The sequence below is a fragment of the Streptomyces sp. NPDC017676 genome, from assembly GCF_044329325.1.
GTDB lineage: Bacteria > Actinomycetota > Actinomycetes > Streptomycetales > Streptomycetaceae > Streptomyces.
In genome coordinates, this window is record NZ_JBIRJA010000003.1 from 406,921 (window position 1) to 422,217 (window position 15,297).

Here is a 15,297-nt window from a genome sequence, read left to right on the forward strand (position 1 = left end):
TCGGTTCACAGCCTCGGTCCATGGGCCGTGGCCGCTCCTCGCGCGGTCATGGCCCGGGTGTACGCGCCCGGTCGAGCCCCGCTGCGGGCCGAGTCGACGGTCCGTACACGCGGCCGGGCGACCGCCGGGGACACGGGATGGTCACCGGTGGTGAGTGGTGCGACTGCGGCGGCGACGCGGCGGAAAGCGGCCGCGGCCCCCATCGCGGTGGTCCCGTCGTTCTCCGGCGGTCGGCGACTCGATCCGGTCCGGTCCCACCGGGGGCTGCGGCGTGCCGCGGCCACGACGGCCGGGCAGGGGGCGCCATATCGGTATCCGGCGATCCTGTCGGCGTGCTGGATGTCGAGCCGGTGGATCAGGTACGCCGCCGTGCGATGAGGACCATGAAGACGGCGGCTGTCAGGACGGGTTCATGACGGCCACCTGACATAGCGATGATCAGTCGGCTGGGTCCGGCCGGGCGGACCGGTGGGGCGGGGAACAGCTGCGGACACCGCGGAAGCGCCGCCGCCCTCGTACTCCCCTGCCTCGTCCGGGTCCAGTGGCCGGCTGGCCGTTGGGGACGCCGTGCCGGGCCTCGTCCGCGGCGATGAGCGCGCTCGCGGTCAGTGGCGGGCCGTCGTAGTCGGACGCAGCGGCCATCAGCCGGGCCGCCGACTCCGCCCCGGTCCCGGGCGGGACGACCAGGAGATCCCAACGGCCGGTGCCGTAGGAGAGGAGCAGCAGCTTGTGCGGGTCGAGCTCCGGGGTGAACCAGCCGACCTTGACAGTGTGGCCGCCCACGGGAACCTGGCGGGGGATGACCGGCCAGTGCTCCGGGTTGACGGCGATGCGGGTGATGCGGCCCCACAAGGGGTCCAGCACGTCGGTGAGTGCCGGCAGTTCGCTCAGCAGATCCCGGGAGCGGGGCCACCATGCGCCGTCCAGGAGCCCGCGGGAGGTGCCGTCGGTCTTCAATGCGAGACGCGCGGCCGGGGCTGCGACGGGCTCGCGGTGCGGGGTGGGGTGCAAGGTCGCCGACATGACGCGGACCCCTCTCCGGGCCGCGTCTGCGGCGGCCCGGGTTTCATCTTTCGCCGAGAACGACCCGGCGTGGAAGCCGGTGTGCGGAATGCCCTCGGTACTGCCCACACTACTCCGCGTTCCGCCCCGACGCGGAGCAGTGGCCCCGGGGATGTGCAGTACCGGCCGGATGACCTCCCGGCGCTGACTCAGTGCCCGCCGCCGCAGTTCCTCGGACCGTGTTCCGGGGGCCTGGTCCTGCACACCCGGCGCCCGGGAGGCGTCGCCGTTCCGCGCGGGGCGTTCACGAGCCGGGCGGTGGCTCAGCGGGTGCAGGCGGCTTCTATTGCGTCACCGTCGGGCCGGACGGTGCCGGACCACCGCGACCGCTTGCCGGGCGGGACATCGGCCCGCGTTCTTCCGGGCTGTCCGTGCGACCACCCTGCGGGGGTACGGTTCCGAGTCCTGTTCCCTGCCCCGGCGTCGGCACGCTGCATCGCCTGGTGCCGCGCCGAAGGAGGTGAGGCAGGACGGTGTACAGGCGGTCGGGAAGGAACACGGCGTCCGCGATGATCATCGCCCCCGAGAAGAGGGGCAGTCCCAGGACCACCGCGATGCCGGCGTGCATGCCCAGCAGCATGACGAGAACGGGGTACTTGAGCCGGCCGAACAGCACGAAGGGGAAGGCGACCTGGGTGAGCACGGTCAGGTAGCTGACGGCCGCGATCACGATCGGGTACTGGTCCAGGACATGGGAGAGCGCCGGCCAGGGCTGGAAGAGTTCGAGGTTCAGCACGTAGTGGAGAGCGGTGCCGTCACCCCAGAAGGAGCCCTGGACTTTGTACAGACCCGCTGACCCGTACAGGAAGCAGACCTGTGCCGCGATGACGAATACGGCGCAGTTGTGCACCACAGTGACCAACGTCCGGCGGGTCGCACTCAGGTCCTGCGCGACAAGGCTCCGCGCCCGCGCCGGAACGCCGTCCGCACGCGCCGTCTTCATCCGCTTTCTGCGCGCGTCCAGGGACCAGCGCCGACCGCACGCGGTGAGCACGAGGTACAAGGCCATCAGCAGGATCAGGTTGTCGCCCCCGTCCGTCATGAAGATCGCTCTCGCATGGAACGACGTCACCACGACGGCGAACAGGACGGACGTGGCACGGGTCCGCCAGCCCAGCATGAACAGCGCGGACGTCACGAGAGCCAGCGCGTAGCACAGTTCGAAGTAGACACGGCTGTCCGACAGGATCAGGACGCTGTACCAGCCCGTCTGGTCGAAGAGCTGTGCCGCCAGCGTGGGTGTCCACGGGGAGCCGGGGCCCCAGATCTCGTGCCGGTGCGGGAACTCACGCAGGAGGAAGACCAGATAGAGCGAACCGTAACCGATACGCAGAACCGACGTGGCGTAGAGAGAGACCGGTTGACCGGTGACGAGCCCCCAGAAGGCTTCGGCCCGGGTGAGCAGCCGCCCGGAACCCGCGCCCGCCGGCAGGGGCTTCCGGTCCGCAGGGACGCCTGACGTGACTGCCGTGGCGGAGGCCTCGCGGTTGTGTTCACTTCCCATGGGGGGTCACCTTCCACCAGGGCAGGAGCCGGTTCTCGACGGCCGTCTGCGGGCGGTTGCCGACCGACGCGTCGGGCGCGGCCACGGACCGTGTGACGACCCGGAGCTGGATGAAGTCGAACCGGCGGTCCTTGTCCTGGTCGGCGACGCGGTCCGCGGCGATGTTGGTCAGATACGTCTGCATCATCGCGGCCCGTTCCGAGCGCGGCACGTCGTCCGCTCCGTGCGTGTCGACGTAGGAGGACCAGGCGCGGCGCAGGAGGTTCTGAGCCGTGTGGCTCGGGAACACGTGGTGCTCGACCGAGGCACGGTCCACGGCGGTCAGGTCGAGCCACGGGCTCACCCGCGTCGACCCGCCCGAGTCGGTGCGCGCGGTCCTCGCCAGGATCTGCCGGTTGAAGGAGTCGGGGTTGGGGGCGAAGAGCCGCCAGTTCTGTTCGAAGAGGGGGTACACCCATGCGTTGATCTGCTGGCTGTACCGCCGTGAAAGGGCATTGGAGGGTGCCACGGCGAGGAAGACGACGGCGACATGGACCAGAGCCACCACCAGACACAGGCCCACGGCACTGTGCAGCCCGGCTCTCAGCACGCGGGCACCGACGTGCATGGTGGCAGGTGGGTCCGCGTCGTCACGGCCCTCCCCCGGGAGGGGTCCGGAACCGGACTGCCCACGTTTCCTCACAACCGCTGATTCGATTCCGCTCGACACCGTCCACCCTGCCTTCTCACCTGTCGCTGTCCGGCGCCTGGGGTTTCCGTGGACTCGCGCCGGCGACGCGCGGCGGAATCGAGGTCCCGCCGCGCGCCGTCATCCGAGGAAGGAACTTCGCGCAGTCCGTTGCCTAGTCCTCGTGGCTCTTGTCGCCCTCGTGGACCCCGGACCCGTCGGAGCCCTTGGAGCCCTCGTGGCCCTTGGAGTTCCCGTAGTCCATGTAGTCCTCGATCTTCGGCTTACTGCCGTAGCCGTAGCCGTTGTGCACGTCCGGCTTCTCGCCATGGCCGTGGCCGGGCTTGCCGTGCACGCCCGGGTGCTCATCACCCGGCTTGCCCTGGTGGGAGTCGCCACCATGGCCCTGTCCGCCTGACGCGCCACCGGTGGTGTTGCCCGCGGTGTTCCCGGCGCTGTTGCCCGCGGAGTTACCAGCGGTGTTGCCCGCGGTGCCGGCACCGCCGGTGACGAGGGGGCCGCCCAGCAGGCCGCCGCTGATCACACCCCCACCGGTGGCACCGAGGATGGTGCCGTTCGTCAGTCCACCCGTGCTGGTCCCACCGGTCGTTCCGGCAGTGGTGGTGCCGGTCGTGGTGCCGGTGGTGGTACCGGTCGTGGTGCCGATGGTCGTCCCGGCCGTGGTACCGGTGGTCGTCCCGGTCGTGGTGGTGCCGGCCGTGGTACCGGCCGTGGTACCGGTGGTCGTCCCGGCCGTGGTGGTACCGGCCGTGGTACCGGTGGTCGTCCCGGCCGTGGTGGTACCGGTCGTGGTGCCGGTGGTCGTTCCGGCCGTGGTACCGGTGGTCGTCCCGGCCGTGGTACCGGTGGAGCAGGAGTCGAGGAAAATCCGGTTCGTGTCGAGCGTCACGGCGCCATTGCGAGCCAGTGCCCGGCCCTCGATGTTCGTCCCCGTGGTCACATGGATGTCCGTCAGAGCCATGATGGTGCCGACGAAGGTGGAATTTGTGCCGAGGGTGGCCGAACTACCGATCTGCCAGTACACGTTGCACGGCGAGGCGCCGTTCGTCAGGAGCACCCGGCTGGAGGACGCCGTCGTCAAGGCCTCCGGAATCTGGAACACCCAGACGGAATTCGGGTTTCCCCCGGCGTCCAGAATCAGATCACCGGTGAGCCCGACACCGGAGGAAGCGGTGTAGACGCCCGGGAGCAGGGTGGTGCCGTTGCCGATTCCCGCAGCGAGCGCGAAGTCCGTGGCCTGGCCGGCCGCGTTGTTGTACGCCGTGACCAGGTCGGATTTGGCCTGCAGCGCCACCGCGTCAGCGGCGTGCACCGCGCCGAGTACTTCACCGGGCGGGAAACCGGTGATGGCCGGGTTCGGGTGCGTCCCGAGATCGTGACCGATCACCGTGGGGCCGGTGTTGGTGACCCCTGCACCCGCCAGGACGGAGAAGCTCGCGGCGGTGGCCAGCGGTACGGGCGTGGCGATGGCGACTGCCTGCGTGGGCGACAGGACGACCATCGCGGCGGCCACCGTCGCGGCGAGGGCCGAGGCCAGCAAGCCGGGCAAGGTGCGGCGGCGAGCCGTAAGGGGGATCTTCAGCTTCATCAAGAGGCCAATTTCTGTGGGGGCCGTGGCATACCGGGCCCTAACCAAACACCCGGGGAGCCTTGATCTGATGGCGCATATTACGGAGGAATCTTCAGGCATCCACAGAAGGAGAGGGAATTTCGCGATTTCCAAGCGTTAAGCCCTCGAATGCGGGGCAATTATTAGGTAATGCATACTTCCGATTATCCGGCTGATTCACCCGGATGCGCGGGTGAATCCGCTCCGGGGCCGCTTTCGATCGAGTCGGCCCCGAGTGCCCTGGGGGCAGGATCCGCGGCCGTCCCGACCGGGGGCGTCCCGGAGAGGTATGCGTTGCCCTCTGACCACGTCGGCGACCCGGTCATCTCCTCGGACCAGTACCGCCAGGGTCGTTTCCGGTCGCATGGATCGATTTCCCTGCTGGGACCGGGCGGCAGGCAGGGGTGCGCTGCCGGCGGCGCGGGATACGCATCGCGCGACCGCGGAGCAAGGGCTTCGTGGGTGATCAGAGCGGTTTCCCGACCCGCGATGGGGCCGGACCCCAGTAGGCGGGCACTGCCAAGGGTTGCGCATTCCAGGAATTGTCCGGACACGTTGCGACAGGGGGCCGGAAGGGGTCACAGTCGGAGTGGGCACTGGAGGCGACGGTGACGGTTCTCGCGATGTTCCTTCTGACCATCGGGGCGATTTTGATCCTGCTCGGGACGCTCCTGGTCGCCTTCGGGGCAATTGTGATCTTCATGGGGGTTGTCCTGATCGCCATCGCCGCCTTCCTGCTGATCCGGAGAGCGCTGAGGCACCAACAGTAGGAAGGGCGAGGCCGGGGACATGGCGTCGGATCAGGCCGAATGCGTAGGCCTGCCCTGACGCGTGGCCGGCCAGTCCACAGGACACCGGGACCGGGTGCGGAGTGTTCCACGTGCGTCCCGTAGGGCCTGTCCTGCCCCTGGTGGCCGCCCTGTTCTGTCGCCGACCGGGAGGACGTCACCGGCGCATGCCGGAGTCGCAGCAGGGTGGACGCGATCGCCGGCTTCCAGATGCGGCCGGACAGCCTGCACACGCGGCCGGATTCCGGGGAACCGGAGCCCGGCCGGGCAATGGCGCCGCATCCGCTCGCGCGAACGGCCCCGGACGACGAGTCCGAGGCCGCACAGAGCGCCTTTACGGGGAAACCCCAGGTCAGCACGGTATGGAGAGAGCCCCCTGTCGGATTCGAACCGACGACCTTCGCTTTACAAGAGCGGCGCTCTGACCAGCTGAGCTAAGGAGGCGTGCACCTGCGTGCCCGTGCAGTGTACCCAGGTCTCGGGGCCGCCCCGTCGAAAATTTCCGCGAAGTTCACACGGGTCGGGCTACTGACAGATCGAGTGAACGCCAGGTACCGTCCTGACCCAGTTCACTCGCGTGGACTACACCAACCACCTTCCTACAACGGATCGTCCGGCACGTTCCTGCCGGTAGAAGGGGGCCCATTCACCATGGCCACAGTCACGTTCGACAAGGCGACCCGGATCTACCCGGGTTCCACCAAGCCCGCCGTCGACGCACTCGACATCGCGATCGAGGACGGCGAGTTCCTCGTCCTGGTCGGCCCGTCCGGTTGCGGAAAGTCCACCTCCCTGCGGATGCTCGCGGGCCTGGAGGACGTCAACGGCGGCGCCATCCGCATCGGTGACCGCGACGTCACGCACCTGCCGCCCAAGGACCGGGACATCGCCATGGTGTTCCAGAACTACGCCCTCTACCCGCACATGACGGTCGCCGACAACATGGGCTTCGCGCTCAAGATCGCCGGCGTCAACAAGGCGGAGATCCGGCAGAAGGTCGAGGAGGCCGCGAAGATCCTCGACCTCACCGAGTACCTGGACCGCAAGCCGAAGGCGCTCTCCGGCGGTCAGCGCCAGCGTGTCGCCATGGGCCGCGCGATCGTCCGCGAGCCGCAGGTCTTCCTCATGGACGAGCCGCTGTCCAACCTGGACGCCAAGCTCCGCGTCTCCACCCGTACGCAGATCGCGTCCCTCCAGCGCCGCCTCGGCATCACCACCGTCTACGTCACCCACGACCAGGTCGAGGCCATGACGATGGGCGACCGCGTGGCCGTGCTCAAGGACGGCATCCTCCAGCAGGTCGACTCGCCGCGGAACATGTACGACAAGCCCGCGAACCTGTTCGTCGCCGGCTTCATCGGCTCCCCCGCCATGAACCTGATCGAGGTCCCGATCACCGACGGCGGCGTGAAGTTCGGCAACAGCGTCGTCCCGGTCAACCGGGACGCCCTGAAGGCCGCCGCCGACAAGGGCGACCGCACGGTGACCGTGGGCGTGCGCCCCGAGCACTTCGACGTGGTCGAGCACAACGGCTCGGTCGCCGCCTCCCTGTCCAAGGACGCCTCCGACGCCCCGGCCGGCCTCGCCGTGTCCGTGAACGTCGTCGAGGAGACCGGCGCCGACGGCTACGTGTACGGCACCGTCGAGGTCGGCGGCGAGACGAAGGACCTCGTGGTCCGCGTCAGCAGCCGCTCCGTGCCGGAGAAGGGCTCCACGCTGCACGTCGTGCCGCGGCCGGGCGAGACCCACGTGTTCTCCACGTCCACCGGCGAGCGGCTGTCCGACTGACGGCCGACGGCAACGGAAGGGCCCCGCGCGCTCGGCGTGCGGGGCCCTTCGCGTCGGGTCGCGTCACCCGGTCCCGTCGTGGATCTTGTCGTGGGGCGCTTCGTCAACGCCTTACCCGGAAATCAGCGCCTTCTCATCCCCCATAAGAGTGACCGAATGTCTCCAAATCATCACTGGGCGCTACCCTCACACGCGTGAAGCACTCCACCACCCCACAGACACGACGCGGCCACCGGGGCGGCCCTGCCCGCCGGATCGGCCGCACTCTCGCCCTCGTCCTGCCCGTCGTCCTGGTGCTCTCCGGGACCCTCGCGGTCACCCGGGTCAACTGGACGGGGAGCCCCTCCAGCTCGGTGCTGGCCGCCTCCGACGTGTCGTCGGCGGAGGTCTCCGCCAAGAAGGTCACCCGCGCCCCGCAGGACGTGCTCCGCGACCAGCTGATGGCCGAGCTCCAGCAGAAGAACCCGGGCGTGGTCCTCACCCACCTCCAGCAGGCCGTCAACGGCCGCCCGTCGCTGGCCCGGCACTGCTCCTCCATCGCCCGCGCCCTCGGCAGGGCCGCGGTGCACATCTACGGCGCCCCGCGCGCCCAGTCCTACGCCCGCCCGGTGTGCGACACGGCCTTCGCCTCGGGCGTCCTGGCCGCGCACAGCTGAGCACCGCCGGCAGCCGGCTCCCGGTGTGAACCGGGTAACGGCTCCCCAAGGAGCGCGTTGCCCCCGGCGGACAGCGGTGGGGCGCCACGTACAGTGCGGTCATGACCCATCCGAACGCCGCGTCGCGCCCCACTCAAGCCGTGGTCCTGGCCGGTGGCCAGGGCTCCCGGCTGCGTCCGTACACCGACGACCGGCCCAAGCCGATGGTCGAGATCCCCGGCACGGGCACTCCGATCATCGGCCACCAGCTGACCTGGCTGGCCGAGGAAGGTGTGACGGACGTCGTGGTCTCCTGCGGCCACCTCGCCGACGTCCTGGAGAAGTGGTTGGACTCGGCCGACCTTCCCGTCTCCGTCACCACCGTCGTGGAGAGCGAGCCCCTCGGCCGCGGCGGCGGCCTGCGGTACGCCGCGGCCCGTCTGCCCCACCCCGACCGGCCCTGGTACGCCACGAACGGTGACATCTGGACGCGGTTCTCCCTGCGGGACATGGCCGACTTCCACACCGAGCGGGACGCCGTGGCCACGCTGGCGCTCGCCCGGCCGCGGATCCCGTGGGGGGCGGTGAAGACCGACGGCTTCGGGCACATCACCGACTTCATCGAGGCACCGCCGTCGACCTTCGAGATCAACGCGGGTGTCTATGTGTTCTCGCCCGAGTTCGCCTCCCTGCTGCCCGAGCGCGGGGACCACGAGCGGACCACGTTCCCCCGGCTGGCCCGGGAGAAGAAGCTGGCCGGGTTCCCCATTCCGCAGGGGGCGTACTGGCGGGCCATCGACACCGCGAAGGACCTGACGGAGGCGGCCAAGGAACTGGCGGCGCTCGGTCGCTGACAGCTCCGCGGGCCCCTGCGCGGCCACCGGCCCCCAGTCCCCGAGATCGAGAAGGGCCCCGTACCTCTCCCGGTACGGGGCCCTCTCCTGTTGCGTTCCGTCAGCCCAGCAGGCCGCCCACCAGGCCCGGCTGGCCGCCCGTGGACGTGCTGCCGCCGCCCGAGGAGGTGCCGCCGCCCGTCGTCGTGGAGCCACCGGTGCTCGTGCCGCCGCCGCCCGTGCTCGTCGGGCCCGCCGTCGTGCTGGGGGCACCGCCCGTCGTCGGGGACGTCCGGCGGGGCGGGACCTGGCCCGTGGTGCCCTGGGTCTGGGCCGGGGCCGTGGTGGTGCCGCCGGAGGTGGCCCGGCTCGTGCCCGGGGTCGTCGCCGTCCCCGAGGGGCTCGCGCCGGCCGTGGCACCGTCCGTCGGGGAGCTGGACGCCGCCGGAGTCTTCTTGTGCCGTGTGCCGGGCTCCTGCGGGAGCGGGGAGCCGGGGAGCTGGTTGCGGGGAGCCTCGCCGGGGCCGGGGACGACCACGCGGCTGGAGTCGCGGACCGCACCGCCCAGCAGGGAGCCGATGAACAGGGTCAGACCGACCGTCACGGCCGTGATCAGCGCGCCGCGGCGCAGGACGTAGCGGCGCAGCTCCCAGATGTCGGCACGGGGGCCGAGGCGGCGCCAGGCACCGCCCGCGAGACGGCCGTCCACGGAGTAGACGGGAGCGCCGGCGATGATCAGCGGGGACCAGGCGGCGAGGTAGATGATGTCCGGGGCGTCGTAGACCGGGACGGTCTTCCAGCTCACGGTGACGATCAGGGCGGCGGAGAGCATCACGCCGACGACCGCGGCGACGCGCTGCCAGCAGCCCAGGATCGTCAGGACGCCGACGACGACCTGGAGGAAGGCGATGACCAGGCCGGAGCCGACCGGGTGGTGCAGGGCGAACTGGCGCAGCGGCTCGGCGACGTCCCAGGGGTGCAGCGTGTTGAGCCACGTGACCATGGAGCCGCGCTTGCCGCCGTCGAAGTAGACGGGGTCGCACAGCTTGCCCATGCCGGCGTAGATGGAGATGAAGCCGAGGAAGATGCGCAGCGGGAGGAGGACGACGCCGAGGTTGAGCCTGCGGCCGGGGTAGTAGGCGTGCCGGGCCGGGTCGTCGCCCTGGCGCTTGCCGCGGCGCGGGGCGTCGGCGTCGGGACCGGTGTCGGCGTCGGCCGGGTAGGTGTCGTACGGCTCGTGGTCGTCGGGGTGGGCGGGGTCGTCGTAGGCGCCGGTGACCGTGCGCATGTGCGGCAGGAGGCGGGTGCCGCCCGCGTCGGGAGCGGTGCGCTGGTGGCCGACGACGGGGGTCTCGACGGTCAGGTCGCGTTCGTCGTAGGTGTCGGCGTAACCCGTCTGGACGCGCGGGATGACCTGGGTGGCGCCGGCCTCGGGCTCGTCGGCGTGGCGGACGCTGCTGCCCCGCACGGCCTGGAGGAGCCGGTGGGCGCCGGTGTCGTCGGGGGCGGACTTGCCGCTCCACACGACGGGGCGGCGGCGGCCGGTGGCGCCGGCCCGGCCCGCCGTGCCCACGACGGGCATCCGGGCGGTGTCCTGGGCGGCGCTCAGATGCCGGGCGATCCGCGGGGATTGGGTGCGCCGGGCCGCCGCGCCCAGCTGCACGCGGAAGCTGGCGTGATTGACGATGACCTGCGCCGGATCGCTCGGCACCTTCACCATGCTCAGCGCGGGAGCGTCGTCGAATCCCGACGAACGGTCCCCCGTGGGTGTGCGGGGTGTTCTGGTGTCCACACTCATCTAACCGAGTGACGTGGCGTTAGGACACTGCTTTGACCGCCCGGATGTGTCCGGACCCCGTCAAAGCGGCCCCGAGCGCCATATGGCCGCCAGAATTCCCCCGCGAGGGGGAACTTCCGGACGGGTGTTCAGGCCCGCCCGGACGAGTGTTCAGCTCCGTCGGCGTGCGGCCTCGTACAGCACGATCCCGGCCGCCACACCCGCGTTGAGCGACTCGGCGCCGCCCGGCATCGGGATGCGGACACGGAAGTCGCAGGTCTCGCCGACCAGGCGGGACAGGCCCTTGCCCTCGCTGCCGACCACGATGGCGACCGGGCCCTGAAGGGCCTCCAGGTCACCGAGTTCGACCTCGCCGTCCGCCGCCAGGCCGACCACCGTGAGGCCGGCCTTCTTGTAGGCCTCCAGGGTCCGGGTGAGGTTGGTGGCGCGGGCGACCGGCGTACGGGCGGCCGTACCGGCGGAGGTCTTCCAGGCGCCGGCGGTCATACCGGCCGAGCGGCGCTCGGGCACGACCACGCCGTGGCCGCCGAAGGCGGAGACGGAACGGACGACGGCGCCGAGGTTGCGCGGGTCGGTGACCCCGTCCAGGGCCACGACCAGCGGGTCCTCGCCCTCCTCGGCGGCGGCGTCCAGCAGGTCCTCCGGGTGCGCGTACTCGTACGGCGGGACCTGGAGGACCAGGCCCTGGTGGTTGAGGCCGTTCGTCATGCGGTCCAGCTCGGGACGCGGGGCCTCCATGAGGTTGATGCCACCGCGCTCGGCGGCGAGCTGGAGGGCCTCGCGGACGCGCTCGTCGTTGTCGATGAACTGCTGGACGTAGAGGGTGGAGGCCGGGACGCCCTCGCGGAGCGCCTCGACCACCGGGTTGCGGCCCACCACCAGCTCGGAGGTGGACCTGCCGCCACCCCGGCGCTGCGGCGTGCGGCCCTGCGCGCGGCGGGCCTTGGCCGCGGCGGCGCGCTGCTTGGCGTGCCCCTTGCGCATCTCGGCGGGCGGGGTCGGGCCCTTGCCCTCCAGGCCCCGGCGCCGCTGGCCGCCACTGCCGACCTGCGCGCCCTTCTTGCCGGACATGCGACGGTTGTTCGCGGCCATGACCTACCTGTCTTCGTGAGCTTTCGTACGTACGTCTTATGCAGTGTGCCGCCCGGGGGGCCGGGCGGCACAATCGATCAAGCGGGGGCTAGCGCGGGCCGAGGCTCCAGCGCGGGCCCTGCGGGCTGTCCTCGATGGCCAGCCCGGCCTGGCCGAGCTGGTCGCGGATGGCGTCGGCGGTGGCCCAGTCCTTGCGGGCGCGGGCGGACTCGCGCTGGTCGAGGACGAGGCGCACGAGGCTGTCGACCACGCCGTTCAGGTCCTCGCCCCGGTCGCCGCCGTCGCCGGCCCAGTGCGGGTCGAGCGGGTCGAGGCCGAGGACGCCGAGCATGGCCCGCACCTCGGCGAGCCGGGCGACGGCGGCCTCCTTGTCGTCGGCGGCCAGCGCGCTGTTGCCCTGCCGGACGGTGGTGTGCACGACGGCGAGGGCCTGCGGGACGCCCAGGTCGTCGTCCATCGCCTCGGCGAAGGCGGGCGGGACCTCGGCGGCCGGCTCGACCGTCTTCCCGGCCAGCTCGGTGACCCGCTGCACGAAGCCCTCGATCCGCGCGAACGCGGACTCGGCCTCGCGCAGGGACTCCTCGCTGTACTCGATCATCGAGCGGTAGTGCGGGGTGCCCAGGTAGTAGCGCAGCACGACGGGCCGCCACTGCTTGACCATCTCACTGACCAGGACGCTGTTGCCTAGCGACTTGGACATCTTGTCGCCGGCCATGGTCACCCAGGCGTTGTGCACCCAGTACCGGGCGAAGTCGTCGCCGTAGGCCTTGGCCTGGGCGATCTCGTTCTCGTGGTGCGGGAAGATCAGGTCGAGGCCGCCGCCGTGGATGTCGAAGGCGCTGCCCAGGTACTTGTGCGCCATCGCCGAGCACTCCAGGTGCCAGCCGGGGCGGCCCGGTCCCCAGGGGGTCGGCCAGGTCGGCTCGCCCGGCTTCGCCGCCTTCCACATGGCGAAGTCGCGCGGGTCCCGCTTGCCGGTCTCGCCCTCGGCGGACGGCTGGAGCAGGTTGTCCAGCTCCTGCCGGGACAGCTCCAGGTACTGCGGGAAGGACCGTACGTCGAAGTAGACGTTGCCGTCGGCCTCGTAGGCGTGCCCGCGCTCGATGAGGCCCCGCATCATCTCGACCATCTCGGTGATGTGGCCGGTGGCGCGGGGCTCGTAGGTCGGCGGGAGGCAGCCGAGGGCGGTGTAGCCCTCGTTGAACGCGCGCTCGTTCTCGTACCCGATCGACCACCAGGGCCGGTTCTGCTCGCGGCTCTTGGTGATGATCTTGTCGTCGATGTCGGTGACGTTGCGGATGAACGTCACCTCGTAGCCGCGGTACGCGAACCAGCGGCGCATGATGTCGAAGTTCAGGCCCGAGCGGATGTGGCCGATGTGGGGTGCCGCCTGCACGGTGGCGCCACAGAGGTAGATCGAGACACAGCCCGGCTTGAGCGGGGTGAAGTCACGGATCTGCCGGGCGCTGGTGTCGTACAGGCGAATAGTCACCACTCCAGAGTAGTGGGCGCCGGGCAGTGCCATGCGCCTTCCCACCAGGAAGCCGCGTCACCACCCGGACCCGCCCCGGGCCAGGCCCCGCCGCCGCCACAACCACCCCACGACCCTCCGCAGCCGGTGCACTCCTCACCGGCCCCGGCCGGCCCGGGCCGCCGTCACAAACGGCCCACGACCTTCCGCGGCCGGATCCGCACGACCACCCGCTCCGCGTCCTGGCCCGACGCCGGGTTGAAGTCCGCGTAGTCCTTGCCGGTGTACTTGCGGCTGAGTTCGTCGATGAGTTCCTGGCCGCCCTCGGTCGTGGTCTCGACGGTGCCGCGGATCTCGGCGTACTCGTACGGCTCGTCGGGGTTCACGACGACGACCGACACCCGGGGCTCGCGCTCCAGGTTGTGGTACTTGCGGCGGTCGACCGTGGTGGAGATCAGGAGGTCGTCGCCGTCGCGCTTCACCCAGACCGGGGACATCTGCGGGCTGCCGTCGGGCTGGACGGTGCCGACGACGACGAACACCTTGCCGTCGAGCACGGACTTCAGGCGGTCGGACAGTACGGCGGACATGGGCACCCTCCGGAGTACACGATCACTGGTGGACGTGTGGGTACCCTGCCACGCCGTCAGCTCACGCGCACCACGAGGGCCGTGGCCACCGCCATCAACCCCTCCTCGCGGCCGGGGAAGCCGAGCCCGTCGGTCGTGGCGCCGGAGACCGACACGGGCGCGCCGGCCGCCTCGGAGAGGATCTTCTGCGCCTCGTCGCGCCGCTTGCCGATCTTCGGCCGGGGTCCGATCACCTGGACGGCGACGTTGCCGATGGTGAAGCCCGCCGCGCGCACGATCCGGGCGGCCTCGGTGAGCAGGGTGACCCCGGACGCGCCGGACCACTCGGGGCGGCCGGTGCCGAAGTGCTGGCCCAGGTCACCGAGCCCGGCGGCGGAGAAGAGGGCGTTGCAGGCCGCGTGGGCGACGACGTCGGCGTCGGAGTGGCCGGCCAGACCGGGCCCCTCCCCCTCCCACTTCAGGCCCGCGCACCACAGCTCGCGGCCCTCCTCGAAAGCGTGGATGTCGGTGCCGATGCCGACCTGGGGGAGCACGAAGCCGGCCTCAGAAGCCATCGGTCAGCCTCCTGCGCGCCAGGACCGCCTCGGCCAGGATCAGGTCGAGGGGGCGGGTGACCTTGAAGGCCTCCTCATGGCCGGGGACGGCCACGACCGGCAGCCCCAGCTGCTCCACCATGCTCGCGTCGTCGGTGACGTTCTCGGTGACGCTCTCGTGGGCCCTGACCAGGGTCGCCCGGTCGAAGCCCTGTGGGGTCTGGACGGCCCGCAGCCGGGCCCGCTCGGGGGTGGCGACGACCGGCTCCGGGTCGCCGGCCACGGCCGCGGGCGCGACCTCCTTGACCGTGTCGGCCAGTGGCAGCGCGGGCACCACGGCGGGGGCGCCGTCGCGTACGGCCTCGATGACCGCGTCCACCGTGTCGACCGGGACGAGCGGCCGGGCCGCGTCGTGGACCAGGACGATCCGGTAGTGCGGCGGCAGGGCGTCCAGGCCGATGCGGACCGACTCCTGACGGGACTGGCCGCCGGGGACGACCTGGAAGTCCGTCCTCTCCGGCAGCGCGTGCGCGTCGAGCAGGGACTTGACCTCGGCGGCGCCGTCCGGCGGGGCCACGACGACCACCAGCGAGACATGGCGGGACGCGGCGAGGGCGCGGACCGCGTGGATGAGCATGGGTGTGCCGTTCAGCGCGCGGAGCGCCTTGGGGGCGCCCGGGCCGAGCCGTACGCCCCGGCCGGCGGCGGGAATCACGGCGGCGACGGGGGTCTGCGCGGGCGTGGGGCGCGATTCGTCAGACATCGGTTCCTGTCAGGTTTGTGTGCTCGACCTAGGTGGGTATGGCCTGGAGGAGTGCCGGGCGCGACGCCTTGACCGGACCCTTTCCGTGACCCTGGTCGAGCGATCCGCCCGGGCCGGCACATCGAGTACCGGCAGGTGGGGTA

At 71.2% G+C, this 15,297-nt stretch carries 14 protein-coding genes and 1 tRNA gene; 4 read left to right on the forward strand and 11 right to left on the reverse strand.

The genetic code is table 11. The annotated features are described in order from the left end of the window. Nucleotides 1-438: 438 nt before the first annotated feature. From ACH4LD_RS09465 to ACH4LD_RS09480, 4 genes are all read right to left on the reverse strand, one after another. Entirely contained in the window at nucleotides 439-1,023 is a 585-nt protein-coding gene (locus ACH4LD_RS09465) for a DUF5994 family protein (protein ID WP_398055589.1), read from the reverse strand. 322 nt (nucleotides 1,024-1,345) lie between these two features. After that, nucleotides 1,346-2,566: an HTTM domain-containing protein gene (locus ACH4LD_RS09470; protein ID WP_398055590.1), complete on the reverse strand. Its 1,221-nt coding sequence runs from the start codon at nucleotides 2,564-2,566 to the stop codon at nucleotides 1,346-1,348. Continuing rightward, nucleotides 2,556-3,173, reverse strand: coding sequence for a DUF5819 family protein (locus tag ACH4LD_RS09475; protein WP_398055591.1), 618 nt, complete (start codon nucleotides 3,171-3,173; stop codon nucleotides 2,556-2,558). Before ACH4LD_RS09475 ends, ACH4LD_RS09470 begins: the two co-directional genes overlap by 11 nt. Nucleotides 3,174-3,408: 235 nt before the next feature. Continuing rightward, nucleotides 3,409-4,842, reverse strand: a complete 1,434-nt coding sequence (locus ACH4LD_RS09480; protein WP_398055592.1) for an ice-binding family protein — start codon at nucleotides 4,840-4,842, stop codon at nucleotides 3,409-3,411. 629 nt (nucleotides 4,843-5,471) lie between these two features. Here ACH4LD_RS09480 and ACH4LD_RS09485 point away from each other — a divergent pair. Continuing rightward, nucleotides 5,472-5,633 carry a hypothetical protein gene (locus tag ACH4LD_RS09485; RefSeq protein ID WP_398055593.1) on the forward strand — a complete coding sequence of 54 codons (162 nt, stop codon included), beginning with the start codon at nucleotides 5,472-5,474 and terminating at the stop codon, nucleotides 5,631-5,633. 388 nt (nucleotides 5,634-6,021) lie between these two features. On the opposite strand, the gene ACH4LD_RS09490 is transcribed toward ACH4LD_RS09485, so the two are convergent. Continuing rightward, a tRNA-Thr gene (locus ACH4LD_RS09490) sits at nucleotides 6,022-6,095 on the reverse strand. Between the two features lie 207 nt (nucleotides 6,096-6,302). Here ACH4LD_RS09490 and msiK point away from each other — a divergent pair. The 3 genes from msiK to ACH4LD_RS09505 all read left to right on the forward strand — a co-directional run bounded on the left by msiK (nucleotide 6,303) and on the right by ACH4LD_RS09505 (nucleotide 8,928). Beyond that, nucleotides 6,303-7,439: a diacetylchitobiose ABC transporter ATP-binding protein MsiK gene (msiK, locus tag ACH4LD_RS09495; RefSeq protein WP_030643119.1), complete on the forward strand. Its 1,137-nt coding sequence runs from the start codon at nucleotides 6,303-6,305 to the stop codon at nucleotides 7,437-7,439. Between the two features lie 194 nt (nucleotides 7,440-7,633). Further along, the gene (locus ACH4LD_RS09500; RefSeq protein WP_132785429.1) at nucleotides 7,634-8,095 is read left to right on the forward strand and encodes a hypothetical protein; all 462 of its coding nucleotides are present in this window, start codon (nucleotides 7,634-7,636) and stop codon (nucleotides 8,093-8,095) included. Nucleotides 8,096-8,196: 101 nt separating this feature from the next. Further along, nucleotides 8,197-8,928 carry a nucleotidyltransferase family protein gene (locus ACH4LD_RS09505; protein WP_132785430.1) on the forward strand — a complete coding sequence of 244 codons (732 nt, stop codon included), beginning with the start codon at nucleotides 8,197-8,199 and terminating at the stop codon, nucleotides 8,926-8,928. A 100-nt stretch (nucleotides 8,929-9,028) separates the two neighbouring features. Here the strand turns inward: ACH4LD_RS09505 and ACH4LD_RS09510 are convergent, their stop codons facing one another. The 6 genes from ACH4LD_RS09510 to ispD all read right to left on the reverse strand — a co-directional run bounded on the left by ACH4LD_RS09510 (nucleotide 9,029) and on the right by ispD (nucleotide 15,154). Beyond that, nucleotides 9,029-10,705, reverse strand: coding sequence for a DoxX family membrane protein (locus ACH4LD_RS09510; protein ID WP_398055594.1), 1,677 nt, complete (start codon nucleotides 10,703-10,705; stop codon nucleotides 9,029-9,031). 150 nt (nucleotides 10,706-10,855) lie between these two features. Further along, complete coding sequence (rlmB, locus tag ACH4LD_RS09515; protein ID WP_132785431.1) at nucleotides 10,856-11,797, reverse strand: 23S rRNA (guanosine(2251)-2'-O)-methyltransferase RlmB; 942 nt, start codon at nucleotides 11,795-11,797, stop codon at nucleotides 10,856-10,858. Between the two features lie 88 nt (nucleotides 11,798-11,885). Then, on the reverse strand, nucleotides 11,886-13,289 hold the full coding sequence (gene cysS / locus ACH4LD_RS09520) for a cysteine--tRNA ligase (protein WP_398055595.1): 1,404 nt from the start codon (nucleotides 13,287-13,289) through the stop codon (nucleotides 11,886-11,888). Nucleotides 13,290-13,453: 164 nt separating this feature from the next. After that, nucleotides 13,454-13,858, reverse strand: coding sequence for a PPOX class F420-dependent oxidoreductase (locus ACH4LD_RS09525; RefSeq protein WP_103809719.1), 405 nt, complete (start codon nucleotides 13,856-13,858; stop codon nucleotides 13,454-13,456). A gap of 56 nt (nucleotides 13,859-13,914) precedes the next feature. Beyond that, nucleotides 13,915-14,412 carry a 2-C-methyl-D-erythritol 2,4-cyclodiphosphate synthase gene (gene ispF, locus ACH4LD_RS09530; protein ID WP_030989328.1) on the reverse strand — a complete coding sequence of 166 codons (498 nt, stop codon included), beginning with the start codon at nucleotides 14,410-14,412 and terminating at the stop codon, nucleotides 13,915-13,917. Further along, entirely contained in the window at nucleotides 14,402-15,154 is a 753-nt protein-coding gene (ispD, locus tag ACH4LD_RS09535; RefSeq protein ID WP_103809717.1) for a 2-C-methyl-D-erythritol 4-phosphate cytidylyltransferase, read from the reverse strand. Before ispD ends, ispF begins: the two co-directional genes overlap by 11 nt. Nucleotides 15,155-15,297 lie beyond the last annotated feature (143 nt).